The following is a 26,302-nucleotide window of genomic DNA, read 5'->3' as shown; positions in this document are numbered from 1 at the left end:
AACAAGGGTGAAGGGTGGAGAGCACATGGATGCAGAAAACAGATTCGAGACGAGAACCACCTTCCTGCTGCTGCGCTTGGAATGGCTGGGTGGTCTGGCCGTATGTTCCGCGCTCGCCGTGCGGCATTTTTCGGATATCCGGTGGGCAGTGTTCATCGCGCTCTTCGTCGTCATCGACGCCATCGGCTATCTCCCCGGCGCCCTGGCATTCCGGAGAAGCCGGGACGGGCGTATCTCGCGCTGGTACTTCGTGGCGTACAACACCATGCACAGCCTCGTGACGGCAAGTGTCGTCGCCGGACTGTGGGCGGTACTGGTGAAGCCGGAGTGGGCGCTGCTCGCTCTCCCCCTGCATCTGTTGGGGGACCGCGCCCTGTTCGGGAATTCGCTCAAGCCGTTCGGGGTCCTTTTCGAGCCGCACCCGCATCCGGTGTACATCGAATTCGAGCGGGCATACTCGAATTCGGCCGGAATGGACCCTGATGAATCCCGGAGGGGTGCGGATGCCGTCCGTCTTTGAGACCCTGGTCCGGCACAGCGACAATCCGAGCTCTTTTCTCGCACTCAATCAGGGCAACGAATACTTCCGAGATCCACGTTTCGACGGCACCTGCGTCTATCGGCGGTCGGGGCGCCACCTGCTGCAGTTCGCGGGTCCCTTCGCGGCCGAGGAGCAGCGCGCGGGGCTGCTGGACGCCTTCGCGGCGCAGGCCCGTCCGCGTCGGCTGGTGGCCGTACAACTGCAGCGGGCGGACGCCGAGTTGTACGGGGCGCACGGGTTCACCGTGAACCAGCTCGGGGCGTCGTACGCGGTCGACCTGACCCGGTTCACGCTGCGCGGATCGGCCTTCGTACGGCTGCGGAACAAGATATCCAGAGCCCGGCGCGCCGGTCTTGAGGTGGTCGAGGCCCCCTCCGTGGCCGACGACGAGGTGCAGAACGAACTGGATCTGATCGACCGGGCCTGGCTCCGCGGCAAGGGCGGTGCCAAGGAGCTGCGGTTCCTGGTGGGGGAGCGGACCGGGCTGGCCCAGCGGCACCGGCGGTTGTTCGTGGGGCGGATCGGCGGGGTGGCCGTCGGGTACATCAGTTACTCGCCGGTCTTCGGCAGCCGGCCGGGCTGGCTGCACGACCTCAGCCGGCGTTCCCCGGACGCTCCACCCGGGGTGATGGAGGCGCTGAACGCGACCGCGATGGAGCGGATGTCGGCCGACGGCGCGGGCTGGCTGCACTTCGGCTTCACGCCCTTCACCGGTCTCTCCGACGAGCACGAACTGCCGTGTGCGAGCCGTACCTTCACGCGCTGCGTGCGGCTGCTCGCCCAGCACGGCGAGCGGATCTACCCGGCCGCCGCGCAGCTCGAGTACAAGCGGAAATGGGCGCCCCATGTGGTGCTGCCCGAGTACATCGCCTTCCAGGGGCGGCCAGGTCCTTCGGCGGTGTGGCAGCTGCTGCGCGCCACCCGCGCGCTGTAGGGCCTGGCCGAAGGATCTGACCATTCCCGTCCGGCGGACGGGGTTCAGCGCGACCGGGTCGTCCCGGAGCAGGGGAGCACATGAGGTTTCTGGAGCGCGAACGCGCCGTACTGACGAAGTTGTTGCCGGGGCTCGACGAGAGTCTGCGGGCGGTGCCGCTCATGGAGCTGGAGAGCCCGAGCAGCCCGGGTATCGGGCTCTTCCGCGACAGCGGTGGTCCGGGTCTTGTGGTGCCGGTCTCCTGCTAGGGGAAGGGCGCCACCGCGCTGGACGCCCTGCGGGTGCAGCGCGCCCTGGGCAGCAGGTCGCCGTCCCTGGCGGTGGCCACCACGATGCACCACTTCTCCATGGCCACCCTGGTCGGCCTGGTCACCGACGGCGAGGGCCTGGAGTGGATGCTCGTCGAAGGAGTGGCCTCCGGCAACCGTCTGGTGGCCTCCGGCTTCGCCGAGGGGCGGCCGGGCGCAGGCATCCTCTCCCCGTCGATGACCGCCACGGTGGGACCCGACGGGGTGCGGATCAGCGGGGTGAAGCGCCCGTGCAGCCTCGCCCGGTCCATGGATCTGCTCACCGCCAGTGTCCTGGTTCCCGGTGAGCGGGGGGCGCGCGACGAGCTGGCGGTGGCGCTGGTGCCCGCCGAGAGCGAGGGCGTGAGCGTCAGCGGTTTCTGGTCCAGCACCTTCCTGTCGGGAGCGGAGAGCGACCAGGTCACCCTCTCGGATGTGCTCGTACCGCCGGAGCTGCTGCTGCGGACCTCGGCCACGGAGGGGCGCCTGGACGAACTGCAGACCGCGGGCCTGGTCTGGTTCGAGCTGCTGATGACGGGGAGCTATCTCGGGGTCGCCAGTGCGCTGGTGGAGCGGGTGCTGCGCAACGAGCGGGTGCCCGAGTCCGAGCGGGTCCGGCTGCTGGTGGAGGCCGAGGGCGCGATGGCCGCCGCGGAGGGCGTCGCCCGCCGGCTCGACGAGGGCTGCCCGGACGAGTCGGCGCTCGCCGACTCGCTGTACGTGCGGTACTGCGTGCAGGACGCCCTTGCCCGCATCGTCCCGCGGGCGGTGGAGCTGCTCGGCGGCCTCAACTTCATGAGCTCGGACGAGGTAGGACACCTCGCGGCCTGCGCCAACGGGCTGTCCCTGCACCCGCCCGCACGGTCCAGGATGACCGGCCCGCTGGCGGCCCACCTGGCAGACGGCCCGCTCACCGTCGCCTGACCCGATCCCGATCCCGGTCCCGATCCGGACCCCGATCCCGGCCCTGGGCACGACTCCTCACGTCCTCAGGAACCGCATCACACCCACTTCAACACCCCTCCACCCGATGGGAGTTCCCGAACCATGCCGCCAGAACCCACCGGTCCATCCCACCCGTCCCGCTCATCCCGTCCGTCCCGCCCTCGAAGTCAACGCCCCACCCTGCTGCTCACCGGCGCCGCCGGAGTACTCGGCCAGGCCCTGATCGACGAGCTCTGCGACGACTACGACCTGATCTGCCTGCGCCACCGGGCACCGTTGGACGACCCCCGGGTACGGGAGGTGACGGCGGATCTGAGAGCCCACGGACTGGGGCTCTCGCCCGCCCAGCGGCTGGACCTCGCAGCCGAGGTGGACGTCGTGGTGCACTCCGCCGCGGCCACCAACTGGCGGCTGGCCCCGGCCGACATCTGGCGCACCAACCTGGACGGCACCCGGTCGATGCTCGACCTGGCGGCCCGCGCCGACGCCCCGTTCTTCTACATGAGCACCGCCTTCGTGGCGAACCCGCTCGCGCCCGAGGAACAGGAGCGCTTTCCCGGGGCGGCCGCGTACCTCGCCTCCAAGACGGCCGCCGAGGAGGCCGTACGGTCGGCCGAGGTCCCCGGGGTCATCCTGCGTCCGTCCCTGGTCATGGGCGACTCGTCCACCGGCCGGATCGCCCGGGTGCAGGGCCTGACCCGGGCGCTGGGAGGGATCGTCAAGGGCCAGGTCCCGGTGCTTCCGGGCTCGCCCGGGACACGGATCGACATGGTGCCGCAGGACGTGGTGGCCCGCGCGGTGGGCGACCTGGTCAGGTCCGGCGTCGCACAGGGCGAGTACTGGCTGACCGCCGGGCGCGAGGCAATCCTGCAGCGGGAGGTCGTCGACATCTGCCTGGAGTTCGCCGGACACCACGGTGAACGCCCGCACCCGCCGCGGCTGATCCCCGTGGAAGCGGTGCACCGGCTGCTGCTGCCACTGCTGGAGGGGCCGTCCTTCCCCGCGCTGGTGCGGCGCCGGCTCCAGGACTACGCGGAGCTGCTGCTCGTCTTCCAGCGGGAACTGCCCTTCGCGTCCGATCTGGGGACACCGCACTGCGGTACGGCCCCCACACGCGCCGCGATCCGGTCGGCGCTGACGCGCAACGTGGAGTGCTGGGCCACCGGCCGAGGAGGCCTGCTCCGGTCGCGGACGCCTCGGACACCGACGCCTCGGACACCGACGGAGCTTGCGTCATGACCGCCGTGGAGATTGCGGCTCACGCGTCCGTAGGGGTGGCCGCTCCCGCCACCGCAGGGGTAGCCGCTCCCGCCCCCGCAGAGACCACCGCTCCCACCCCCACACCACGACCCCCCGACACCGCCGAGCTGTACCGCCGCCACCTCGGCACCGGCCGGGCCGTCATGGGCAGCGTGCTCGGTGGAATGGCCGAGGTGTACTCCGAGGGTGCCTGGGTGCATACCGACGACGGGCGCCGCTACCTGGACTTCGGGGGCTACGGCGTCTTCATCCTGGGGCATCGCCACCCGGCCGTACTCGACGCGGTGCACCGGCAGTTGGACGCGCATCCGCTGGCCACCCGGGTGTTCCTGGAACCCGTCGCCGCGCAGGCCGCCGCCGCGCTGGCCGCCCGTACCCCGGCGGGACTCGACCACGTCCACTTCGTCAACTCCGGTGCCGAGGCCACCGAAGCGGGCCTGAAGCTGGCCCGTGCCCATGGGCGCAACGCCCTGGTGACCACCGTGTCCGGGTACCACGGCAAGACCCTGGGGGCGCTGAGCGTCACCGCCAACTCCCTGTACCAGCAGCCCTTCGAGCCGCTGCTGCCGGACACCGCGCAGGTGTCGTACGGGGACCTGGCCGAGCTGGAGGCGGCACTCCGTGCGCGCCGCGACCGCGCCTGCGTGATCCTCGAACCGGTGCAGGGCGAGGGCGGGGTGCGCATTCCGCCGCCCGGGTATCTCGCGGAGGCGGCCGGGCTGTGCCGGGCGTACGGCGCCTTCCTGATCGTGGACGAGGTGCAGACCGGTCTTGGCCGGCTCGGCACCTGGTGGGGCGTGGACAGGGAGGGCGTGGTGCCCGATGTCCTCCTCGTCGGGAAGGGGCTGAGCGGCGGTGTCGTACCGGTGGCCGCGTTGGTGGCGACCAAGGACGCCTACCGTCCGTTCTCCCGCGATCCCTACCTCCACACCTCCACCTTCGGCGCCTCGCCGATCGCCTGTGCGGCGGCACTGGCGGCGGTGGAGACGATCGACCGCGAGGACATCGTGGGCCGGGCCGCAGCGCTCGGCCGGCACCTGCTCGCGGGAGTCGAGGAGGCCTGCGCCCCCTACCGGGAACGCCTGGTGCGCGAGGTGCGCGGCAGGGGACTGCTGATCGGTATCGAGTTCACCCGGGCACAGGCCGTCGGCGAGACGCTGCTGGAGCTGGTGAGCCGGGGTGTCCTGGTCAACCACTCGCTCAACTCCACGCGCGTGCTCCGGCTGACGCCCCCGGCGATCGCCGACGCCGACGAGACCCAGCTCTTCCTGGACGCCCTCGCCGAAGCCCTGCGGGCCGTGCACACCCGCCTCGCCTGACCGGTCACGACGTCGGCACGACAACACCACCCCACGTCAGTCACGACAGCACCCCCGCCAGTGAGGACGAACCCCATGCGCCATGTGACAGTCCGGATGACAGCCCAGGGCATCGACCCCGAGCACGCCTACCGGAGGATCAGCGACTTCAGCCGGTACCCCGAACTCACCACGACCGTCCGCGCGGTGGAGGTGCAGCCGCCGCGACCCGACGGTTCCGTGGTCTCCGCGTGGACGGTCGCCTTCCGCAACGGGCTGATGCGCTGGACGGAACGCGACACCTTCTCGCCGGCCACCCTCTCCATCGCGTTCGAACAGCTCAGCGGCGACTTCGAGACCTTCGAGGGCAGTTGGGCCTGCGAGGCGCACCGGGACGGCACCACCGTCACCTTCCGGGCCTCGTTCGACCTGGGGATCCCCACCCTGGCCGAGATCCTCGACCCGGTGGCCGAGTCGACGTTACGTACGAACATCGAGAAGATCCTCCAGGGTCTGCTCGGCACGGTGTCACCGGCCGGTTTCGTGGACGCCGCGCATGGCTGACCTCGCCCTGGCCCGGCCGCCGGCCCCGGGCGAACAGCTGCGGGACGAGCCCGGCCCGGACACCGAGCACTGCCTGCGCCTGTACGCCCAACTCGCCTCCGGTGTCACCGTGGTCACCACCCAGGGCGGCGACGGCCCCACCGGGATGACCGTCTCCTCCCTCACCTCCCTGTCGGCCCGCCCGCCCCTCCTGCTCGCCTGTCTGCGCAACGGCTCGCACACCCTGTCGGCGATCGGTGGTCAGGGCGTCTTCGCGGTCAACCTGCTCCGGGACAACCAGCGTTCACGGGCCACCCGCTTCGCGGACCCGGCCGTCTCACCGGCCGAGCGGTTCCGCGAGGTCCCCCTCCGTCCCGTCCTGGGCGCCCCCGTCTTCGGCGACGCGCTCGGCTGGTCGGTCTGCCTGGTCGAGGACATCCGCCGCTACGGCGACCACAGCGCGGTGGTGGGACGGGTGGCCGCGGTGCAGGTGGCGTCGGGCCGTCCCCTGCTCTGGCACGACCGCAGGTTCGGGTCGCTGTCCGGGGCCGGTGAGCCGACGGCCCGGGAAGGAGCGCCCCGGTGACCCTGTTCGCGCCGGGCACGCCCTGCTGGGAACCCGGGGATCCGGACGGCGCCGACCCGCCGTCGACCGTGTGCGGCCGGATCGGTGCCGATGTCGCGGTGGTGGGCGCGGGACTCGTAGGACTGTCCACGGCCTACCACCTGGCGGAACGCCAACCCTCCCTGGACATCGTGGTGGTGGACGCGCGGCGGCCGGCGGCGGGTGCCAGCGGGCGGGGCACCGGGCTGCTGGGCCCGCGCGTCGGCCCGCCGGTCGACCGGGCGGTGCGTCGGCACGGTCCCGCCGTCGCCCGCCGGATGCACCGGGCCAGCGTCGAGGCGGTACGCCACGTCGTGGAGCTGTGCGACCGGCTCGGTGTGCCCTGCTCGGACGGGGAGCAGATCGTCGCGGCGCGCTCCCGCGCCGGGCTGGTGTCCCTGGCACGGCAGGCCGCCGCCTACCGTTCCCTGGACCTGGAGGTGCCCGTCCTCTGCGCCGCCGACATCCGGCGCCGGGTGGACGTGCCTTACCACGCGGGGCTGCTCCACCGGCACACCGCCACCCTCGACCCGGCCGCGCTGACGGTGGCTCTGGCAAGGGCCTGCGTGGCCAAGGGCGTACGGCTCTACGGTGGCAGCCCGCTGCGGGAGGTGCGCGGCGGGGACGGACACCAGCCCGAACTGCTCTTCCCGCACGGCACCGTACGGGCGCCGAAGTCGGTGCTGGCGGTGAACGCCGGGGTGGCGGGGCTCGGGCTGCCGGTGGGCACGGTGCTCGGTCTCGAGGTGCACGCGGTGGCGACCGAACCGCTGGGCCACGAGGCGCGTGCGCTCCTCGGCCACGGTGGCCTGGCGGTGATCGACGCGGTGCTCCTGGCCCCGTACTTCCGCCTCACCGCGGATGGACGGCTGGTGGTCGGGGGCGGTACCGCTCTCTGTCCGGACGGGATCGGGCCCCGCCGCAGGGCCGTGCTGCGGGTCTTCGCGTTCCACCGGCTGGAGCAGTGGCTGCGGGCACTGCACCCGGCCCTGGCCGGGGTGGAGGTCACGCACCGCTGGGCGGGCGGGATCGGGGTGACGGCCGACGGCCTCCCCGTGGTGGGGCCGGTCCGGGGGCGGCCCGGTGTCTGGTACGCGGGCGGCTGCAACGGGCACGGTCTCGCGATGTCGGTGGCGCACGGCTCCTACCTCGCGGCGGCTCTGCTGGGTGCCGCGGGCCCGTACGAGCCGCTGCCCTGGCACCGCTCCCGGGCGCCCTGGCTGCCGGTGTCGGGACCGGCCCGGCCGCTCCTGCGGGCCCGGCTGGCCTCGATGGACCGCACGGTCCGCCGCGCGGCCTGGCCCGAACTCGGCCCCCGGGGGTGAGGAGCCGTGGACCACTCGACCGATTCACTCCGACCGCCTCGGAACCACACGGACGCAGGGCTGACCGGAAAGGAACGTCAATGATCGGCACACTGCTGGCAAGGCCGCTGGAGCTCATGGAGGAGAACTTCCGCAGGCCGACCGGGCGAGCCGGCCGGTTCTTCGGAAACCTGATGGCGGTGCAGCACCGGAGTCTCACCGCGTGGACGATCGAGCACATGAACGTGCGCGGACGTCAGCGGGTGCTGGACGTCGGCTGCGGCGGGGGCATGGCGGTGAGGCTGCTGTCGCGGCGGACCGCTCAGGGATTCGTCGCCGGGGTGGACTACTCGACGGAGATGGTCGAGCAGGCCGTACGGCGCAATCTGCCGGCCGTCGCGCGCGGCCGGGTCGAGATCCGGCACGGAGACTGCTCCCAACTGCCGTACGAGGACTCGTCGTTCGACCAGGTCTGCGCGATCGAGACCTTCTACTTCTGGCCGGACCCCCTGGGCGGCCTCGCCGAGGCGTACCGGGTGCTGAAGCCGGGCGGGCAGGTGGCCGTCACGCTGGAGATGAGCCGGGAGGCCGCCGCCGACCCGTCACTGACGCAGCGGTTCTTCGGCCGGCGCTTCACGGAACGGTCGCGGCGGGCGGGGCTGCACATCCTCTCCGGGGACGACCTGGTGGACCGGCTCACCAAGGCCGGGTTCCAGGACGCCCGGTTCGTGTCGGAGCCGCGCCGTTCGCTGGGCTGGGTCTGCGCGCTGGCGCGGAAGTGAGGGCGATCGCGATGACCGACGTACGCGATGGCGTGGCGGCGGGCGCCCCGAGGGCGGCCGGACTGCCGTTGCTGGGCAGTGTGCTGGACTTCCGGCGCGACATCCTCCAGGCCATGCACCGCGGGCGCACCGCCCACGGCGACCTGGTCCGGTACCGGCTCGGCCCGGTCGCGGTGCACGGCGTGTCCAGCCCGGAGCTGGCCGCCGAGGTACTGACCGACACCGGCCGGTTCGGCAAACTCGGGCCGGACAACCCGCTGCGGCTCGTCCTCGGCGAGGGGCTGCTGACCAGCGACGACCACAAGAGCTGGCTGCGCAACCGGCGGATGATGCAGCCGATCTACACCAAGCAGTCCCTCGCGGGCATGTTCGCGACGATGGGGGTCTCGGCGGCCGAGCAGATCGCGCACATGGCGGACCGCTACCGGACGGGTGCGGTGGTGGACCTGCACACGGAGATGATGCGGGTCACCCTCGACATCGTCAGCCGCTGCATGTTCAGCACCGATGTGAGCCGGACCCTGGCCGGTCTCGGACCGGACGCGGTGGACGTCGCGATCAACTACGCCTTCGACCGGCTGCAGAACCCGCTGAGCCCGCCGACGTCCTGGCCGACCCCCCGCAACCGGCGCTTCCACGAGGTCATGCGAGGGCTCGACGACCTCATCTACCGGATCATCGCGGAACGCCGGCGGCCCGACGCCCCCACCGGCGGCGGGGACCTGCTGGACATGCTGCTGGCCGCCCGCGACGCCGACACCGGCCAGGGGATGACCGACCGGGAACTGCGGGACGAGGTGATCACCACCTTCGCCGCCGGGCACGAGACCACCGCGATCACCCTCACCTGGGCCTTCTACCTGCTCTCCCGGCACCGCGAGGTGCTGGAGCGGGTCCAGCGCGAGGTCGACGCTGTCCTGGGCGACGACCTCCCCACCCCCGACGACCTGGCGGCGATGCCGTACACCCTCCGGGTCTTCGAGGAGGCCCTGCGGCTCTATCCGTCGGCGCCGATCCTGCCCCGGCTGGTGCTCCGGGACACCGAACTGGGCGGCTACCGGGTACCGGCCGGGTCACGCGTCCTGGTGAACCTGTACGACATCCACCGGCACCCGCGGCACTGGCCGGACCCCGAGCGCTTCGACCCGGACCGCTTCCTCCCGGAGACCGGCAAGGGGCGCCACCGCTTCGCCTATCTGCCGTTCGGCGCGGGGCCGCACCTCTGCATCGGGAAGCACTTCGCGCTCATGGAGGCCCATCTGCTGCTGTGCGCCCTGGTGCGCCGCTGGGAGTTCCGCCATGTTCCCTCTCACCGGGTGGTGAACCACGCCACCATCACGCTGCGGCCGCGGTACGGAATGCTGATGACGATGCATCAGCGGACGCCCTCGGCCGCACGCACCGCCCATGTCGCCGGAGAACGGACCTCATGAACGCCGACGCCTCGCTCCTCGACCCCGAGCACATCAACCGGACCCGCTACCGGCCGGGCCAGCGGGCCGGCCACTACGAGAGCTTCTACCAGCGGGGCAACCACCCCACGGAACCCCGCGCCTTCTGGATCCGCTACACCGTGTTCAGCCCCGCGGACATGCCCGAGGCGGCCATCGGCGAGCTCTGGGCGATCTGGTTCGACGGGGTGACCGGACAGCATGTGGTGGCCAAGGAGGAACACCCCATCGCCGACTGCCACTTCAGCACCGACTCGTTCGGCGCCCGGGTCGGCGACCGCGTGCTGGAACCGGGCCACCTCAAGGGCGAGGCGCGGGGACCGGACGGCCGGATCGGCTGGGACCTGACGTACACCGGGGACCAGCCGCCGCTGTTCCTGCTGCCGCCGAGGATGTACACGGGCGGGTTCCCCAAGGCGAAGAGCCTGGTCGGCACGCCGCTCGCCCGGTACAGCGGCAGCCTGGACGTCAACGGCGAGAGCGTCGACATCGACGGCTGGACGGGCAGCCAGAACCACAACTGGGGCAGCCGGCACACCGACCACTACGCCTTCGGGCAGGTCGCGGGCTTCGACGGGGAGCCCGACAGCTTCCTGGAGGTCGTCACGGCCCGCGCCAAGCTCGGCCCCGTGCACATCCCGCAGGTCACCTTCCTCGTCCTGCGCCACGACGACCGCGAGTACTCGCTGGTGTCGCTGCGTCAGGCGCTCACCGCCAAGGCGGACTTCGGCTACTTCTACTGGGACTTCGCCACGTCCGACGGCACCGTCGACATCCGCGGTCGGATGACCGCCCCCAAGGAACGGTTCGTAGGCCTGAACTACTACAACCCGCCCGGCGGGATCAAACACTGCCTCAACACGAAGATCGGCTCCTGCACGGTCGAGATCGCCAACCGGGTCACTGGTAAGCGCACCGCGCTCAAGACCGACAGCCGCGCCCTGATGGAGATCCTCACGGATGACCGTGAGCACGGCATCACCATCCGCGCGTGAGGAGCCCGGCCCCGCTCAGCGAGCGCGTCACGGTCCGGGTGCCGCCGGACACGGCGTACGCCGCTGTCAGCGACGTCACGCGCATGGGGCAGTGGAGTCCGGAGGTCCGCGGCGCCCGTGTGCTGGGCGACGCGGGCGCCGTACGCGTGGGAACCCGCTTCGTGGGGCTCAACCGCGCCTCGTGGCTGCCCTGGGCCACCCTGTGCACCGTGGTCTCCGCCCGGCCGGGAAGCTGCTTCGCCTTCAAGGTCAGCTTCCTGGGCGTCGCCCTGTCCCAGTGGACGTACCGCTTCACGGAGGTACCCGGGGGATGCGAGGTCACGGAGGAGTGGCTGGACCTGCGGTCGGCGGTCGCCGGACGGCTGCTCACCGCCGTCAGCCCGGCGGTCACCGGCGTGGTCCGGCGCCGCGAGCGCAACCGCGCGACGATGCGGGCCACACTGGCCGCCCTCCGGACAGCTCTGGAGGGCGGCCGAGGCGGGAGCCTGGAGGGCGGCTGAGGCAGGGTGCGCGGGCGGACGCGTCAGCGGGACCTACGGCGGTGGTCCAGCAGCAGCGCCATGGCACCCAGGGCGATCAACCCCGCGTAGGAGGAGCCGCGTTCGCCTCCCAGGGCGGCAGGCGTCCTCGGGTGGTGGACCTGGAGCGCGAACCGCCGGTTGGACGCGTCGGCCAGCAGCCCGCGCAGCTGCTCGGGGCTGGTGGTGGCCGTGACCATCAGGTCCATCGCCGTACGGCCCAGCTGCTCCAGCGAGATGAACTCGCCCAGCAGGGACATCACGATGCCGCGGACCTCGCCCTTGAAGATCTCCGCCAGCGACAGCTCGGGCGCCAGGCAGCGCACCGATCCTTCGAGGTTGGCGAAGGACTTCCCCAGCAGCGAGATCGAGGGCGCGGAGCCGATGCCCCGCTTGGTGGCCTTCTCCAGCACCGTGGTGAGCGAGACGCCGAAGTTGAGCTCGCCCAGCGAGGCGCTGGAGATCTTGGGGACCAGCGCCGCCATATCGGCGGCGAACGCCGGCAGGTTCGCCCAGGCGGTGAGTTTCCCCATGTCGGCCCAGGCGCGGGCCAGGCCGTGTCCGTCGTTCTGCGCCAGCGCCATCAGCAGCGGAAGCAGCTGGAGGCTGGTCCGCTTGTCCAGGCGACCCACCATGCCCCAGTCGATCAGGGTCGCGGGGCCCCCGGGCAGCGCGAAGACGTTGCCCGCGTGCGGATCCGCGTGGAACGTCCGCTGGACGAAGTAGCCGCGGTACATGAACCGCAGCAGGTCCTTGCCGATGTCGGTGCGCTCGCTGTCGCTGAACGACCTGGGGTCCAGATGCCGTACGGACATGCCGGGAGCCATCGACTGCACCAGCACCCGGGGTGTGGCCGAGAGGACCTCGGGGACGGCCAGGGTGCGGAAGTCCCGGGCTGCCTCCCGGCCCTCCTCCATGTTGCGGGCCTCGCCGGTGAAGTCCAGTTCGGGTTCCATGGCGTCGAAGATCGAGCCCAGCATCGCCTCGACGTCGATGACCTCGTTGAACCGCGGTGCCGCCCGCGCCACGATGCGGGACGCCCGGCGCAGCAGGGCCATGTCGGCCCGGACGGCCTCGCGGATCTCCGGCCGCTGGATCTTCACCACGGCCTCCCGGCCCCCGGGCAGGGTCACCCGGTAGACCTGGGCCAGCGACGCCGCGCCCAGGGGCTTGGTGGTGTCGATGTCGTCGAACCTGAGCTTCCAGTCGGGGCCGAGATCCTTCTCCAGGACCGGCTCGAACAGGGAGAACGGCTGCACGTCGACCTGGTCGTGCAGGTTCTGGAACTCGGCGATCATCGAGGGCGGCACCATGTCCGGCCGGGTGGAGAGGATCTGGCCGAGCTTCACGTAGAACGGGCCCAGGCTCTCCAGGGCTTTGCGTACGGCCCGTGCACGTCGTTGGGCGTCCCCGGCGGCGGATTCCTCCTCCTCCGCCGGGGACCGGCCGTTGCCCTTGGATCTGCCGCGTTCCCGCGCCGTGTGACCGACCTCGTCGGCGATCAGACTGCCCAGCACCTTCACGACCAGCCGGAGCCGGTCGCCGATCAAGGTCCTCACGACGCGGGTTCCCTCCTAAGGGTTCTGCGGAAGCCGGCCCGGCGCACCGGGCACGGACCGCGGGTCAACGGCCTTGTGCCAGGACGGCGTCGGTCATCCCTTCTTGGCCGGCGGACGGACTCCGGTACTCGCCGCGACATCGCTGATGGTGTCCAGGGCACCGACCAGCGTGGACAGCAGGTCGGTCAGTTTGGCGATCTGCTGGGGCAGGGTCGCCAGGGACTCGGCCAGGCCGCCGAGACCGCCCACGGCGGCGGGCAGTCCCGCTGCCGCGCCGGCGAGCTGCCCGAAGGCCGCGAGCGGATTGGCGGAGTTGGACGAGGCGGACAACCCGGCGAGGGCCGCCGCCGGGTTCGCGCCCGCCAGAACGGCGAGCGGGTTGGCGTTCGCGAGTGCGGCCAGGGGGTTCACCGGCCCGGAGCCCCGGTCCGACGAGGCGCCGGCCAGGAGGGCGAGCGGGTTGGCGCCGGCGAGTGCGGCCACGGGGTTCACGCCGCCGCCGAACGCCGCCATCGCCTGTAGTGCCCCGAGGGGTGTCCCGGCCAGGGCCGCCATCGGATTGCCGGAGCCGAACCAGTCCGGGAAGTCGGACTTCCTGGACTTGTTCGGCGGGTCGAGGAAATCGTTGAAAGCCTTGTTGGAACTGTCGGCGATGTCGCCGAGTAAGTTCTTGATGGTGTCCTGGGTGCTCGGTTTGTCAGCCACTTTTTCGGGTGTCCTTCCCTAGGGGCATCATGGAATTCACCAGGATGCCCAACCATTTCTCGGTCATCCGCAGGATTCGCCCAGAGATTGGGTGCACATGTGCCGGAGCCTTGCTCTGCCACGCGTGAAAGCACCCTCGGCGGCCTTTACGGAGATCTGGTTGATGCGGGCGAACTCGGCGATGGAGATCCCATTCGCTCGCGCGAGCATCACCTGCCGCTCCCTGCCGCGGAGCTGATCGGCCTGCCGGAGCAGCCAGCGGCCGAACTCCCGGTCGCAGACGGCTTCCTCCAGCATCTCCGGCTCCCCGTCGGTGATGCGCAGGAGCAGCCGCTGCCAGCGCTCCCGTTCCCGGTAGCTGTCGATGCACAGCCGCATGGCGACCGTGGTCAGGAACGCACCGAGCCGGTCGCGGTCCAGGTCGCGGTGGGTCGCCGCCCGCAGCATGGCCTCCTGGACGCAGTCCTCGGCGTCATGCAGATTGGGCAGCCGGCGGCGCACCAGACGCAGGAGGCGCTCGCGATGCTGAAGGACTTCAGTCCAGAAAGAATCGCGGCATAAGTGCATGCGCATCACCAATGATCGAACGAAAGAAATGCTCCCGGCGATTGGGTTCACGCATACCCCCATGCGACGAAAATCCCCTCCACTCTTTCCACCCCCTCGCCCTTCCTTTTCATTCTTTGGCGGAAACAACGGCTTTCTGCCCTGGGGGGAGGTGGTTAACCCGCCGATCACACCCTTCGTTCGTTTGAATGAGAAAATGAGGAGGGATAACATTATCTTCGTTGTGGTCGATCGAGCCGACCGGCAGCCCGGCGGACTCCCGTCTGGATGCGATCGCCCGAGGGGGTATTTCCGCAGGTGAGAGCGCTGTCTTGAGCGCTCCGGCGCAACGTGGCGCGACGCGGGGCGGGGCTCGCCCTCTTCAGGCGGTCGCCCCGGGCAGGGCTCCGGTGGTCTGGGGGCTACGGTTCGGCGCGGGCCGTGGTGAGTTGGGTGCGGTACAGGCGCGGGAACAGCAGCGCGTACAGCAGTGCTCCGACGGTGGGGCCGACCAGCGCGGACAGGTCAGCTCCGCCGAGCGCGGTGGCGAGGGCCCCTGGAAGTCCGTGGAGTTGATGCACAGCAGCGCGGCGGCGGTGCCGAGGACCTGGGCGGTGACGCCGGCCCGGTTGACGCCCCCGTGGTACCAGTAGGCGCTGGTGGGGGTCTCGTTGCACAGGCCGGGGCCGCGGTAGCGATTGCGCCGCAGGATCAGGTCGGTGACGCCGATGGCCAGACCCGGGCCGAGGAGCACGCGACCAAGACCGACGACGCAGCCGCGGACACCGCCGGCGGCGCGCGCGAGGGCATCCTGCAGGCCGCCGTCGAGTTGATCGCCCGGGACGGTTTCGACGGCGTCCGCATCGCCGACATCGCGGCCCGCGCCGGCGTCTCGACCGCGCTGGTGCACTACCACTTCACCGGCCGCGAACGGCTGCTCACCGGCGCGCTGGCGCACTCCCTCACCCGCGCCGAAGCCCGCCTCGCCGGCCGCACCCGGCAGGCGGACCGCGACACCCCGCCCCAACGGCTGGCGGACCTCATCGACTTCGGACTTCCGCTCACGCACGACGACGTCCTGGAATGCAGGCTGTGGGCCGAACTGGAGATCCGCTCCTCCGGATCACCCGAACTCGCCGCGACGCTCGCCGAGTTCCGCGCCCGCATGCTGCACGCCTTGGCCGCGCTGGTCGAAGACGGCCTGCGCACCGGTGACTTCCGCGACTGCGACCCCTCCGACGTCGCGACCGTCGCCCTCGCGCTCCTCGACGGCCTCACCAACCGGCTGATCACCGAGGAGTCCGCACTCGGCCTGGCGGACGCGCGCCGCCTCGCCGCCGGCATGCTGACCCTCGCCGTGCACTACGACGGCGATCTGCCCTTCCAGCCCCTGCCCGACCCCGGCACCCCACCCCTGGACCTGGCCCCGCAGCGCGCGACCCCGCGCCCCGCGTGCTTCCGCCAAGTCCTGAAGCGCCGACCATGCGACGGGAAGAGATCGTGGACCGGGAGCCCGCCGGGTACTAGGACTGCGACCGGGACGGCTCCTGACGTCGATCGAGGTCATCCCCGGCGACCGGCTGGGAGCTGATCGGTCTCACGCCGCCGCCGCGCGGGCCGCGCCCACCAGCGCGGCGTCCCCCGAGGGGCCAGCAGGTCTCACCGTACGAGTACGCCGTGCGCCGGCCGCCGAAGTGCGGCCCGGACCGAGCGGTGCGGATCCCGCGGTGTCCTCCGGGGGTGCGGGAGCCGGTGGATCCGCGCCGGCACCCGGGTCGTCCGGTGTCCAGCCCCCGGTCGCGAGACCGGTGGACAGGGCGGGGGCGACGAGGTCCCAGGAGTGGGCCATGGAGCCGCCGACGACCAGGGCGGTCGCGCCGAAGTCCGCCAGGCGCGGGGCCAGGGCGAGGCCCAGTCCGGTGAAGGCGTCGTCCAGTACCCGCCGGGCCCGCTCTTCCCGCGCTCTGGCTCGGCCGGCGATGTCGTGCACATCGGCGGCGGGATCGCCGTAGCGGGCGAGGATCGCGCGGCGGGAGACGGTGTCCTCCAGGGGGCGGCCGTCGATCTCGGTGAGGTCCATCCGGCCCTCGGGCGGTATGCCGGGACCGGTGTCGCAGATGCGGCCGTCGGCGAGGAACGCGGAGCCGACACCGGTGCCGAGCGTGATGCCCACGGCACGGCGGTGCCCGCGGACGGCGCCTGCCGACCACTCGCCGGTCAGGAAGGCGTGGGCGTCGTTGAGGAACACGATGTCGCCGGGGCGCTGCCGCAGTCCGTGGAGGAGTGCTGCTCGTACGTCCATCCCGTACAGGGCGTCGAACTTTCCCACGCTGTTGAAGAGGGCGATCCCCCTCGCGTAGTCGAACGGCCCTGGCACCGCCACGCCCCACCGCGCGCCAGGAGGCACCGGCAGTCCGTCGGCGCAGTCGCGTACGCGGCCGAGGATGGCTTCGGCGTCGCCGTCCGCGTCGAGCGGCCTGCGCGTACGGCTGGTGACGCGTCCGTCGCGCGGGTCGACGAGTGCCGCGGTGACATGGGTGCCGCCGATCTCCAGGACAGGGATCAACGGACCAGCGCCTTCACGACACGCACCGGGCCGCCGGCCGCTGCCCGCAGGGTGTAGCGGCCTACCGCGGCCGGCACGGTGAGCGTCTCCGCATAGGCGAGTTCGTGGCGGTCACCGGCCGCCGTGTGCACCGTGACGCCTTCTCCTTCCACCACGTTCAGGATGTGGAAGCGGCCCTGCGTGTCGTCGGGAGCCTCGGCATCGGCGTCTAGCACGAACCTCCTGATCTCGTAGAACATCTCGGCCAGGTCGCCGATGATCTCCTCCCGCCAGCCTGTGCCCTCGCGCAGGGTGCGCGGCTTCTGCACCAGGTCACGGGTGACGGCCGCGCCGCGTCGTCCGGTCTCCAGGTTGGCGAACCCGTGCTCGTAGGGGAGGGGGCGCGGGTTGCCGTCGGTGCCGGGCCGCAGCCAGTCGTAGAACCTCAGGCTGTACAGATAGGGGGTCGCGCTGATCTCCAGGACGAGGTTGCCCGCGCCGCTGGCGTGCGGGGTGCCCGCCGGGATCATGAACAACTGGCCCTGCTCGGCGGGGAAGGCCAGGACGTGGTCCTCGGGGTCCATGGGCACTCCGTCGGTGATGGACCGTTCCACCTCCTTGCGGAAGACGTCCACGTCGGCGTCCTCGCGCAGGCCGAGGAACACCTTGGTGTCGGTGCCGCCGAGGGTCAGGTAGTACGTCTCGTGCTGGGTGTACGCCCAGCCGAAACGCTCGCGCATGTACGGCTCCTTCGGGTGGCAGTGCACGGAGAGGCTGCCGCCGCCGACGGTGTCCAGGTAGTCGAAGCGGATCGGGAAGGACGTGCCGAAGCGGGCGTGCGCCTCCGCCCCCAGCACGCTCAACGGCTCCAGCACGCACAGGAGTTGGAACGGCACCTCGGCCTGCGCCTGTGGTCCGGTGCCGATGAGGACGCCGGCCTCTGGTGCGATCAACTCGTAACCGAGCGCGGTGTTGGGGGAGTCGGGGTTGAAGCCGAGCTCGCGCTGGGCCCAATGGCCGCCCCAGGGAGTGGAGTTGAAGTACGGGCGGGTGCGGACGGGCTCGCGGGCCAGGGCGGCGCAGGTGGCGCGCAGGCCCGCTCCGTCGATCCACGCCGGGTGCTCGGGACGCTGCATGTCGAGCCAGGCGTCGAGGTGGGGTGCGAGTGCGTCGCGGTGCCGGTCGAGCATCGGCCAGTCGATGTAGAAGAGGCGTCTGAAGTCGGGTTCTACGCCCGGCAGGCCGAGGTTGGCGCCCACCTCACCCGCGCCGACGGCCGCCTCCGCGTACCGCTTGGGCACATCGGCGTACCAGAGCAGGTCGTGATCGACGAGGGCGGCGCCTGGCCCGTAGACGAGGAGCAGCTCTTCCTGCGGCGGTGCGGGTTCAGGGAGGGTCTCGAAGAGGTCGTCGAGGGGGTTGTCGGCGAGCTTGCGGAAGTACGGGTCGTCGGCGTCTGACGGGTGTTCGGTGCGGCTCCTGACGTGGGCCGGCGGTGCGTAGTGGCCCCGGATGTCGAGCAGGGTGACGGGGGTACCGCGGCCGGTCAGCTCGTGTGCGAGGCGATCGGCGAGGAGGGACCAGTCGACGGACGGGGGGCCGTCGACGGCCAACACCGCGGGACCGTCGGGGAGTTGGGAGGCCACCGCCTGCCATCCGGTGTGGAGGACGGCCTGCGGGGCGGGGGCGTAGCGCGGATCGAGCCGGTACACACGGTCTCCTCTGCGGACAAGGGGGCAGCGCTCATTCCTTGCTCGATCCGGCGAGCATCCCGGACACCAGGGTGCGCTGCGAGAAGACGAAGAGCACCAGCACGGGAAGGATGGCGACGATGATGGCCAGGGCCAGTTCGGGGATGGTGACGTTCAGTCCGGCGCCGGCGACGGGGTTGAACGACGGTGTGGAGGTGAGCAGTTGGTTCAGTCCCACCTGGACGGGGAACTGCTCGCTGTTCGGCAGGACGAGGTAGGGCAGGAAGAAGTTGTTCCAGTTGCCCACGAAGCTGAAGAACGCGACCAGTCCGACCACCGGTTTGGCGAGCGGGAGCGCGATGCGTGCGAAGAGCTGCCACTCCGTGCAGCCGTCGATGCGGGCGGCGGAGAGCAGGTCCTTGGGGAGGCTGCTCCCGAAGTAGATGTAGACCAGGTACACGCCGAACGGATAGAAGGAGAAGGGGAGTATCAACGACCAGACGGTGCCGATGAGATGGAAGCGGTTGAGCTCCAGGAAGATCGGCAGCACCAGGGTGGCCTGCGGCATGATCATGGTGACCAGGGTGATCACGAGGAGCGTCTTGCGGCCCCGGAACTTCGTCAGGGCCAGCGCGTAGCCGGCCGGAACGCTGACGGCCAGCGTCAGGATCAGCGAACCGCCCGAGTAGACGGCCGAGTTGAGCAGCCACCTCGTCATGGCGCCGTCCTGGAAGGCGAACAAGTGCCGCCAGGCCGTGGCTATCTGGTGGAACGAACCGAAGGAGAGCGGGTTGTCCCGCACCACTTCGCCGGCGGTCTTCGACGGTGCCAACAGCAGCCAGATCACCGGCAGGACGAAGAACACCAGGAGGAAGGCCAGAAGGAGTCCAACTACCAGGAAGGGGAGGCTCCTTGACGGGCGGACGCGTCGCCTCATGGCCGTCAGGGAGAGAGTCGTCTGTGTCATTTCTCGTCCAACGTGAACAGGTTCGAGCGGGCGACCAGGAGACCGGCGGCCAGGAGGCCCACGGCGAGGAGGACGACGGAGATGGCGGCGGCGCCGTTGAAGTCGCCCTGCTGGAAGGCGTAGACGTAAGCCAGTTGGTTGGGTGACCAGGTGGGACTCACCCTGCCGAGGCTGGCGGTCTGGAGGAGTTGGGGCTCCACGAACAGCTGGGTGCCCGTCGCGAAGGCCATGATCGCCATGTAGACGATCCACTGCCGGATCATCGGGATCTGGATGTGCCAGGCAGTGCGCCACGGTCCCGCGCCGTCCATGCGGGCCGCTTCCAGCACCTCGTCGGGGATGTTGTTCAACGCCCCGTACATCACGACCATCCAGCCTCCTGCACCGGTCCAAAAGGCGATCAGCATGAGGATCAGCGGCAGGTTGCCGGGCGCCAGGACGGCGGCGAACGTCTTGAACCCCAGGGCGGTCAACAGCCGTGACACCGGGCTGACATCGGGGTCCAGCATGAACAGCCAGACCAGCACGCTCGCCACTCCGGCGAGGGCGCCGGGGATGTAGTAGAGGAAGCGGAAGAGCGCCGAGGTGCCCGGACGCACGCGGCTGCGCAGGACCACGGCCGTCAGCACGACCAGGACGACGAGTGTCACCAGCCACAGGACCAGATAGATCAGCATGTGGGTGAAGGCCGGGGCGAAGCGGTAGTCCTGGACGACCTTCGTGAACTGGTTGAGCCCGGTGAACTGGCCCCGGTCGTTGGTGAGCGACAGGTAGAACGCGTACCCGGTGGGGAAGACGCCGAACGCGAGCAGCAGCAGCGCGTAGCCCGCGACGAAGAAGTAGCCCGCGCTACCGCGGCCCCCGCGCCGTGGCGTGGTGCCACGGCGCAGGGCGGAGACGGTGACGCGCTCGGTCTCCAGCAGGGTCACTGACCGACCACCTTGTAGCCCTGGGTCTTCGCCTCGCCGGCTATCTCCTGCTGCCAGGCCGGCAGCGTCTCGGTCAGGGTCTTTCCGGCGGTCAGAGCCGGGAGTACGACGCTGGACCAGGCGGTGGAGTCCGAGAACCTGGTGTTCGACCAGCCGGTCCACACCTCGTTCGCGGCCTGCTCGAACGGCCCGCTCACGTCATTGGCGAAGTAGTCCTTGTTGGCCGGGTTGGCCAGCCACGCCTTCGCGGCCCGGGCGTAGGCCGGATAGGTGGGCGCGGTGGCCTGGTTCTCGTCCGAGGTGGTCAGCCAGGTGACCAGGTCCGAGGACGCCTTCAGGTTGGCGCTGTGCGAGGACACCATCCACACACCGCCGCCGACGTTGCCCGTGGCAGCCGTGCTCTCCCCCTTCCAGGTCAGCGGAGGCGCCGCGGCGATCTGCTTGGCCGGAGTCTTGAAACCGGCCTTGAAGAGGTACTGGCCGTACCAGGAGGGGCCGTAGGCCATCAGGACCTTGCTGCCGCTGTTCTTGGCGAAGCCCTGGCTGAAGAAGCCCTGCGTGGTGATGGCCTTGGCGCTGATCAGCTTGTCCAGCAGTGTCGCCATCCGGGTGCACTTCGGGTCCTGGAGGTCGGTGCGCAGGGTGTCCGGCTTCGTCAGGCTGAACGCCGGGCACTGGCCCGACCAGAAGTACGACTCATGGGAGTTGGTGTCACCGACCGAGCCGACGAGGTAGCCGGGGTGCTCCTTGGCGACCTTCGTGCCGAGGGCCTCGTAGTCCTCCCATGTGGTGGGGACCTGGTAACCCCACTTGTCCATGAGGGACTTGTTGTACCAGAGGACGACCTGCGCGATGTCGTTGCGCATGCAGTAGGTGTGGCCGTTGAACTGACAGGGCGTCAGGGACCCCTTGGCGAAGCCGTCCAGGGTGCTCTGGGGTACGAGCTTCTCGTCCAGGGGCGCGGCGAACGGCCGCGCACCGGGCTTGGTGGCCTCCGACGCCCAGGTCACGTCGGTCGGCGTGCCGAACACCACGTCCGGCCATCCGCTGCCGGTCCTGTCGAACAGCTGCACCTTCGACTGGAGGTACGTCGATCCGTCGGCGCCGCCGTCGTACGTGACGATCTTCATCTTCACGTCGGGGTGGGACTTCTGGTACGCCTGCACCGACGGCAGCCGGGTCGAGTCGGCCCACACCGTGATCTGCGAACCGTCCTTCTGCGTGGCCGGCTTGAACGCCGACTGCTTGGCGGAGGAAGGGGTGGTGGTGTCGGCGCTGGCACAGCCGGCCAGGGCGGCCGCGGTGGCCAGGGACAGCGTGACGGCCGCCGCGCGGAGCAGCGAGTGACGCCGGCCGGTTCTCCGAGATCGGGAAGACTCCATCGTCTTGCCTTGCCTTTCTGTTCTTGCGCCGCTCAGCGCGGTTGCTCGACGAACGGCAGGAGTTGGCTGCCGTAGCCGAAATCGAGGGGAAGGGCTATGCCGGGCCCCGTGGGGGCGTGCACCAGGCCCTGGTCGTCCACATGGCGCTCCCGGACGACGTTCACCGAGGTCACCAGGGACTCGTAGTAGGTGGTGTTGGAGATGGCCATGCACAGGTGGTGGTTGGGAATGTCCGAACCGTGCACCTCGGCGCGCAGCCGGTAGGCGTCGGCGAGATGCGCGGTGCGCATGGCGCCGGTGATGCCGCCCCGGAGGGTGGTGCCGGCCCGGACACCGAAGGTGGCGGCACCGGAGCGGATGAAGTCCGCCGCGTTCATGTGCGCTCCGTCGGAGGTCTCCGCCACCAGCAGCGGTACGTCCACGACCTCGGCCAGCTTCTGGTACGCGGAGATGCTGAACTCCCGCATCGGCTCCTCGTACCAGAGGTAGTCGGCCTCGGAGAGCGCCCGCCCCAGCCGGATCGCGTCGGGCAGGTCGAAGCCCGCCGAACCGTCGTACATCAGAGGGACGTCGGGACCGACGTGTTCGCGCAGGGCCAGGCACAGTTCCGCGTCACGGCGGGCGTCGCCCCAGGCGTGCAGCTTGATGCCTCGGTAGCCGAGCCCCAGGCACTGGTCCGCCACGTCGAGGAACTCCGCGATGCCGGCGAACGTCGAGGTGGAGGCGTAGGCGGGGATGGCGTCCCGGAAACCGCCGAGCAGGCGCCAGACCGGTTCGCCGTGGTAGCGGCCGGCCAGGTCCCACAGGGCGATGTCGATCAAGCCCAGGGCGGGGAGCGGGAGTTCGTGGATACGGTCCAGCTCCCACACCCGGTGCCACAGCCACTCCCGCTGGAACGGGTCGGCTCCGACCAGTTCCGGGCGGAAGACCCGGTCCACCAGGTCCCGCAGGGTGGAGTGGGCGCCCGGACGGGCGAACACCGCCACGCCCTCGGCCCCCTCGTCCGTCCCGATGTGCAGGACCGCGCCGTCGCCCACCGGAGCGCTGCCGCTCAGCCCGTCGCGCCAGCGGAAGGGCGGACTGGCTGCCGGAACATCGATCCGGTGCACTTCGACATGGGTGATCTTCATCCTGGCTTTCGTCTTCTGTAGGGAGAAAGGTTTCGGCTCGGACGCGGAGTATCCGGAAGCGGAGTACTCCGCATCGGAGTGCTCAGAAGCCGCCGTACGCCTGGAGCGCGGAGACGCTGCCGCCGTTGCCGCTGGAACCGGTGACGGTCAGGCGCAGGAAGCGTGCGGTGACGGGGGTGCCGGCGAAGGCGTAGTTGGTCCGCGCGGTGGTGCTCTCGGTTGTGTGGTCCTCGAACGGCGACCAGTTCTGGCCGTCGGTGGAGTACTCCAGGCGGTACTTGTAGCCGCTGGGCAACTCGAAGGTGGTGACCACGGTGGAGACGGTGGTGTCCTTGCCGAGGTCGACCTGGAGCCAGGACGGGTCGGGCAGCCCCAGGCCCTGCGCCCAGCGGGTCGACAGATCGCCGTCGACCGCCTTCGCCGGGGCGTAGCCCTCCGACTCGGAGGACGCGGTCGCCGTCCTGTTCAGGGCCAGGTCGTTGTCGGCCGGCGTGGTGACGACTGCCGCCTTGCTGGGGGCGGAGGCGTTCAGCGCCTCGTCGCGTGCCACGACGGTGAAGGAGTACGACGTGGCGGCGGTGAGGCCGGAGACCCGCAGGGTCGTGGCGTCGGTGACGGCGATCCGCTTGCCGTCCTGGTAGACGACGTAGCTGGTGACGCCGGTGTCATCGGTGGCCGCGGGCCAGCCGACATCGACCAGGCTGGGCAGCAGCGGCTTGACCGTTGGCTGTCCGGGGGCGGTCGGGGCCGTGTGGTCCGTGACGGTCCTGGGGGTGCCGTAGACCTGGAAGTCGTAGATGCTGCCGCCGTTCCAGCTGGAGCCGGTGACGGTCAGCCGTACGAAGCGGCCCGCGACCGGAGTGTCCGAGTGGACGTAGTCGGTCGCCGCCGTGGTGTTCGCGGCGGTGCGGTCCGCGAGGGTCTGCCAGTGGACCTCGTCGGGGGAGACCTCGATGCGGTACTTGTAGCCGCTCGCCTTCTCGAAGGTGGTGATCGCGCCGTTCACGTCGTACGACGCTCCGAGGTCGACCTGGATCCAGGACGGGTCGGGCAGTCCCAGGCCCTGCGCCCAGCGGGTGGAGAGGTCTCCGTCGACCGCCTTCTCCGGGGTGTTGGCCTCCGAGTACGACGAGGCGGTGACCGTCTTCTTGAGGGCGAGGTCGGAGCCGGACGGCATGGTGACCTTGAGCGCCTGGCTGGGCTGGGACTCGTTGCCGGCGGCGTCCCGGGCGGTGATCTTGAAGGTGTACGACTTGCCCGCGGTCAGGCCCGGGAGGCGCACCGAGGTCTTGCCGGTGGCGCTGATCAGCTTGCCGTCGCGGTAGACGGAGTAGCCGGTGACGGCGGTGTCGTCGGTGGACGCGGCCCAGCTGAGGTCCGCGATCGTCGGGAAGTCGGTGACCGCGCTCGGCGTGCCGGGACTGCTGGGCGCCTGGTGGTCGGGGACGGCGGGGTCCGGGTCGAGGTGGCGGTAACTCGCTTGCAGGCCCGCGTTGTTGACGATGGAGGCCGGGAGCTGGGCGCAGGAGTCCACGGTGGTGTTGCCGGTGATGGTGCTGCCCGTGCTGTTGGCCTGGGTGGAGTAGGCGGGCTGGGTGGTGAAGTTGCCCGTGGCGTCGATGTCCATGCCGTGGTTGAGGAACAGCCACTGGTAGGCGACGTCGCACAGGGCGTTGCCGGTGTTCGTCCAGTACCGGCTGCCTTCGTCGTGGTAGATCGCGCCGTAGGCGGGCGGCGGTGTGCCGTGGATGTAGTTGCCGGACACCACGCCGCCGGGGTTGGAGCTCAGCGTGTAGATGGCGCCGCCGTCGGCCTGCGACTTCATGATGTCGTAGATCTCGTTGTCCGTGACCTTGGTGTCACGGCTGGTCGTGGGGGTGTCCCAGATCGGAACGCCCAGATTCCCGGGGTAGTTGGTGTCGCCGCCCTGGTCGGTGAGGCCCCAGCCCCAGCCGACGGAGATGCCGGTGTAGGGCAGGTCGTAGACCTTGTTGTGGGTGATGGTGGTGTGGTCGGTGTAGCCGGCCAGGATGCCGATGGAGCCGTTGTACTGGTCGGCGACCTTGGTGACCACGTTGTTGGCGACCCGGGTGTCCTTGGTGATGTCCCGAGGGTCGTCGGGGTGGGCGTCGATCACCTCGACCCCGCCTATCTGGATGCCGGTGGCGGCGATCTGGCGGAAGACGTTGCCCGTGATGTCGGTGCCCTGCGTACCGGTGTTCAAGTTCAGCCCGACCGCGCCGAGATGGGTGAAGGTGTTGCCCTCGAAGCCGATCCCGTGGCCGTAGCTGACATTGACGGCGCCGGGCGTCTTCCGCCACTTCAGGCGGGTCGCGTCGAAGGTCGGGTCGTTGCCGACCATCCGGAAACCGGCCTGGCCCTCGATGAGGCCCTCGGAGGAACTGGGCGCGAGCCAGGTGGAGTTGGAGAAGGTGATCCCCCGGAAGGACACGTTGCTGACCGGGGCGGTCCTGGTGCCGTCGAGGTCCACCAGGTCCTGCACGAGCGGCACGGTGACTGTCGAAGTGGACAGGTTCTGGCCGGACTTGGGCATGTAGTAGATCTCGCCCGCACCCTTGTCCAGGTACCACTCACCGGGGGTGTCCAGCAGCTCGCGGGCGTTCTCCAGCCAGGTCGGGTTCTGGATCTCCTGGCCCTGCTGGAGATGCGCGTTGTGCCAACACGGCTGCTGCATCGTCATCTTGTTGTCGGCGATCGACTGCACGGGGCAGCGCATCAGCTTCCAGCCCCAGGAGCTGACGACCTCCAGGTCCGAGGGACGCTTGTACGCGTTGAGACTCGAGTCCGTGAAGGCGTAGCCGGTGGATGTCTGGCTGAAGCCGGCGGGGTTCTTGCCGCTGCGCGCCCGGGTCTCCAACTCGCCGTCCACATACAGCTGTCGGGTGTCGATGTCGCCCACCCTGGCCTTGTAGACCTTGCCCGCCGAGTCGGCCGGGGTCCAGCCGGTGACCTGCTTGCCCCCGCTGATCACCGGGTGTGCGCCGGGGGCGGCCTCGTAGAAGATCCGGTGTCCGTCGCGGCCGGAGTCCCGGGCGGTCAGGGCGAAGGTGCGGCTGAGCTGGTAGGTGCCGGACAGGAGCCGGACATGGATGTCGCCCTTGGCCTTCTGCTTGACGGCGCGTACGTAGTCCCGCGCGTGGTCGAGGGTCTTGAAGGGGTGTGCGGCGGTACCGGAGCCGACGTCCCGGCCGGTCGGGGAGACATAGACATCGAGGTCCGGCGACCGGGGAGCCGCCTGGGCCGGCCCGGCATTCAGCAGGGCCGCCACGACGGCCACCGAACAGACGGCCGTGAAACTTCTTCGCAGCGGCACGAAGGCGCCCCTGCGCGCAGACGGATGAGACACGCGTATCCAATCGCCTGAG

General features: G+C 70.4%; 23 protein-coding genes and 1 pseudogene. 13 read left to right on the top strand and 11 right to left on the bottom strand.

The features are described from left to right. Positions 1–25: 25 nt before the first annotated feature. The 12 genes and pseudogenes from OG714_RS08980 to OG714_RS08925 all read left to right on the top strand — a co-directional run bounded on the left by OG714_RS08980 (position 26) and on the right by OG714_RS08925 (position 11,444). A complete protein-coding gene (locus tag OG714_RS08980; RefSeq protein WP_406119793.1) occupies positions 26–520 on the top strand; it encodes a hypothetical protein in 495 nt (164 codons plus the stop codon). After that, the gene (locus OG714_RS08975; RefSeq protein ID WP_406119792.1) at positions 504–1,475 is read left to right on the top strand and encodes a bifunctional lysylphosphatidylglycerol flippase/synthetase MprF; all 972 of its coding nucleotides are present in this window, start codon (positions 504–506) and stop codon (positions 1,473–1,475) included. Before OG714_RS08980 ends, OG714_RS08975 begins: the two co-directional genes overlap by 17 nt. Before the next feature lie 80 nt (positions 1,476–1,555). Further along, a pseudogene (locus OG714_RS08970) lies at positions 1,556–2,686 on the top strand (acyl-CoA dehydrogenase). A gap of 123 nt (positions 2,687–2,809) precedes the next feature. After that, on the top strand, positions 2,810–3,946 hold the full coding sequence (locus OG714_RS08965) for an SDR family oxidoreductase (RefSeq protein WP_406119791.1): 1,137 nt from the start codon (positions 2,810–2,812) through the stop codon (positions 3,944–3,946). Next, positions 3,943–5,286, top strand: a complete 1,344-nt coding sequence (locus OG714_RS08960) for an aspartate aminotransferase family protein (RefSeq protein ID WP_406119790.1) — start codon at positions 3,943–3,945, stop codon at positions 5,284–5,286. Before OG714_RS08965 ends, OG714_RS08960 begins: the two co-directional genes overlap by 4 nt. 75 nt (positions 5,287–5,361) lie before the next feature. Further along, on the top strand, positions 5,362–5,829 hold the full coding sequence (locus OG714_RS08955) for an SRPBCC family protein (RefSeq protein ID WP_406119789.1): 468 nt from the start codon (positions 5,362–5,364) through the stop codon (positions 5,827–5,829). Next, complete coding sequence (locus OG714_RS08950; RefSeq protein WP_406119788.1) at positions 5,822–6,394, top strand: flavin reductase family protein; 573 nt, start codon at positions 5,822–5,824, stop codon at positions 6,392–6,394. The genes OG714_RS08955 and OG714_RS08950 overlap by 8 nt, the downstream gene beginning before the upstream one ends. Continuing rightward, positions 6,391–7,737: an NAD(P)/FAD-dependent oxidoreductase gene (locus OG714_RS08945; protein WP_406119787.1), complete on the top strand. Its 1,347-nt coding sequence runs from the start codon at positions 6,391–6,393 to the stop codon at positions 7,735–7,737. The genes OG714_RS08950 and OG714_RS08945 overlap by 4 nt, the downstream gene beginning before the upstream one ends. Positions 7,738–7,817: 80 nt before the next feature. Then, entirely contained in the window at positions 7,818–8,498 is a 681-nt protein-coding gene (locus OG714_RS08940) for a class I SAM-dependent methyltransferase (protein ID WP_406119786.1), read from the top strand. An 11-nt stretch (positions 8,499–8,509) separates the two neighbouring features. After that, positions 8,510–9,931, top strand: coding sequence for a cytochrome P450 (locus OG714_RS08935; RefSeq protein WP_406119785.1), 1,422 nt, complete (start codon positions 8,510–8,512; stop codon positions 9,929–9,931). Beyond that, positions 9,928–10,944, top strand: a complete 1,017-nt coding sequence (locus OG714_RS08930) for a hypothetical protein (RefSeq protein WP_406119784.1) — start codon at positions 9,928–9,930, stop codon at positions 10,942–10,944. The genes OG714_RS08935 and OG714_RS08930 overlap by 4 nt, the downstream gene beginning before the upstream one ends. Then, positions 10,941–11,444, top strand: coding sequence for an SRPBCC family protein (locus OG714_RS08925; RefSeq protein ID WP_406119783.1), 504 nt, complete (start codon positions 10,941–10,943; stop codon positions 11,442–11,444). The genes OG714_RS08930 and OG714_RS08925 overlap by 4 nt, the downstream gene beginning before the upstream one ends. 23 nt (positions 11,445–11,467) lie before the next feature. Here the strand turns inward: OG714_RS08925 and OG714_RS08920 are convergent, their stop codons facing one another. The 4 genes from OG714_RS08920 to OG714_RS08905 all read right to left on the bottom strand — a co-directional run bounded on the left by OG714_RS08920 (position 11,468) and on the right by OG714_RS08905 (position 14,853). After that, entirely contained in the window at positions 11,468–13,021 is a 1,554-nt protein-coding gene (locus OG714_RS08920) for an ABC1 kinase family protein (protein ID WP_406119782.1), read from the bottom strand. Positions 13,022–13,114: 93 nt separating this feature from the next. Next, the gene (locus tag OG714_RS08915; RefSeq protein WP_406119781.1) at positions 13,115–13,726 is read right to left on the bottom strand and encodes a hypothetical protein; all 612 of its coding nucleotides are present in this window, start codon (positions 13,724–13,726) and stop codon (positions 13,115–13,117) included. 63 nt (positions 13,727–13,789) lie between these two features. After that, entirely contained in the window at positions 13,790–14,344 is a 555-nt protein-coding gene (locus OG714_RS08910; protein ID WP_406119780.1) for an RNA polymerase sigma factor, read from the bottom strand. A 350-nt stretch (positions 14,345–14,694) separates the two neighbouring features. Continuing rightward, the gene (locus tag OG714_RS08905) at positions 14,695–14,853 is read right to left on the bottom strand and encodes a hypothetical protein (RefSeq protein WP_406119779.1); all 159 of its coding nucleotides are present in this window, start codon (positions 14,851–14,853) and stop codon (positions 14,695–14,697) included. A 59-nt stretch (positions 14,854–14,912) separates the two neighbouring features. Between OG714_RS08905 and OG714_RS08900 the strand changes: the two genes are divergently transcribed. Beyond that, the gene (locus OG714_RS08900; RefSeq protein ID WP_406119778.1) at positions 14,913–15,863 is read left to right on the top strand and encodes a TetR/AcrR family transcriptional regulator; all 951 of its coding nucleotides are present in this window, start codon (positions 14,913–14,915) and stop codon (positions 15,861–15,863) included. A gap of 6 nt (positions 15,864–15,869) precedes the next feature. On the opposite strand, the gene OG714_RS08895 is transcribed toward OG714_RS08900, so the two are convergent. The 7 genes from OG714_RS08895 to OG714_RS08865 form a co-directional block, all read right to left on the bottom strand. After that, entirely contained in the window at positions 15,870–16,838 is a 969-nt protein-coding gene (locus tag OG714_RS08895) for an ROK family protein (RefSeq protein WP_406119777.1), read from the bottom strand. Beyond that, positions 16,835–18,529, bottom strand: coding sequence for a class I mannose-6-phosphate isomerase (locus OG714_RS08890; RefSeq protein ID WP_406119776.1), 1,695 nt, complete (start codon positions 18,527–18,529; stop codon positions 16,835–16,837). The genes OG714_RS08895 and OG714_RS08890 overlap by 4 nt, the downstream gene beginning before the upstream one ends. 31 nt (positions 18,530–18,560) lie before the next feature. Continuing rightward, the gene (locus OG714_RS08885; protein WP_406119775.1) at positions 18,561–19,475 is read right to left on the bottom strand and encodes a carbohydrate ABC transporter permease; all 915 of its coding nucleotides are present in this window, start codon (positions 19,473–19,475) and stop codon (positions 18,561–18,563) included. Next, on the bottom strand, positions 19,472–20,404 hold the full coding sequence (locus OG714_RS08880) for a carbohydrate ABC transporter permease (protein ID WP_406119774.1): 933 nt from the start codon (positions 20,402–20,404) through the stop codon (positions 19,472–19,474). The genes OG714_RS08885 and OG714_RS08880 overlap by 4 nt, the downstream gene beginning before the upstream one ends. After that, a complete protein-coding gene (locus OG714_RS08875; protein ID WP_406119773.1) occupies positions 20,401–21,786 on the bottom strand; it encodes an ABC transporter substrate-binding protein in 1,386 nt (461 codons plus the stop codon). The genes OG714_RS08880 and OG714_RS08875 overlap by 4 nt, the downstream gene beginning before the upstream one ends. A gap of 32 nt (positions 21,787–21,818) precedes the next feature. Continuing rightward, complete coding sequence (locus OG714_RS08870) at positions 21,819–22,916, bottom strand: enolase C-terminal domain-like protein (RefSeq protein ID WP_406119772.1); 1,098 nt, start codon at positions 22,914–22,916, stop codon at positions 21,819–21,821. 82 nt (positions 22,917–22,998) lie between these two features. Then, positions 22,999–26,250, bottom strand: a complete 3,252-nt coding sequence (locus OG714_RS08865) for a discoidin domain-containing protein (RefSeq protein WP_406119771.1) — start codon at positions 26,248–26,250, stop codon at positions 22,999–23,001. Positions 26,251–26,302 lie beyond the last annotated feature (52 nt).

Origin of the sequence: Streptomyces sp. NBC_00989, assembly GCF_045162655.1 — a bacterium.
Lineage (GTDB): Bacteria > Actinomycetota > Actinomycetes > Streptomycetales > Streptomycetaceae > Streptomyces.
This window is presented reverse-complemented; position numbering and strand designations above follow the sequence as displayed.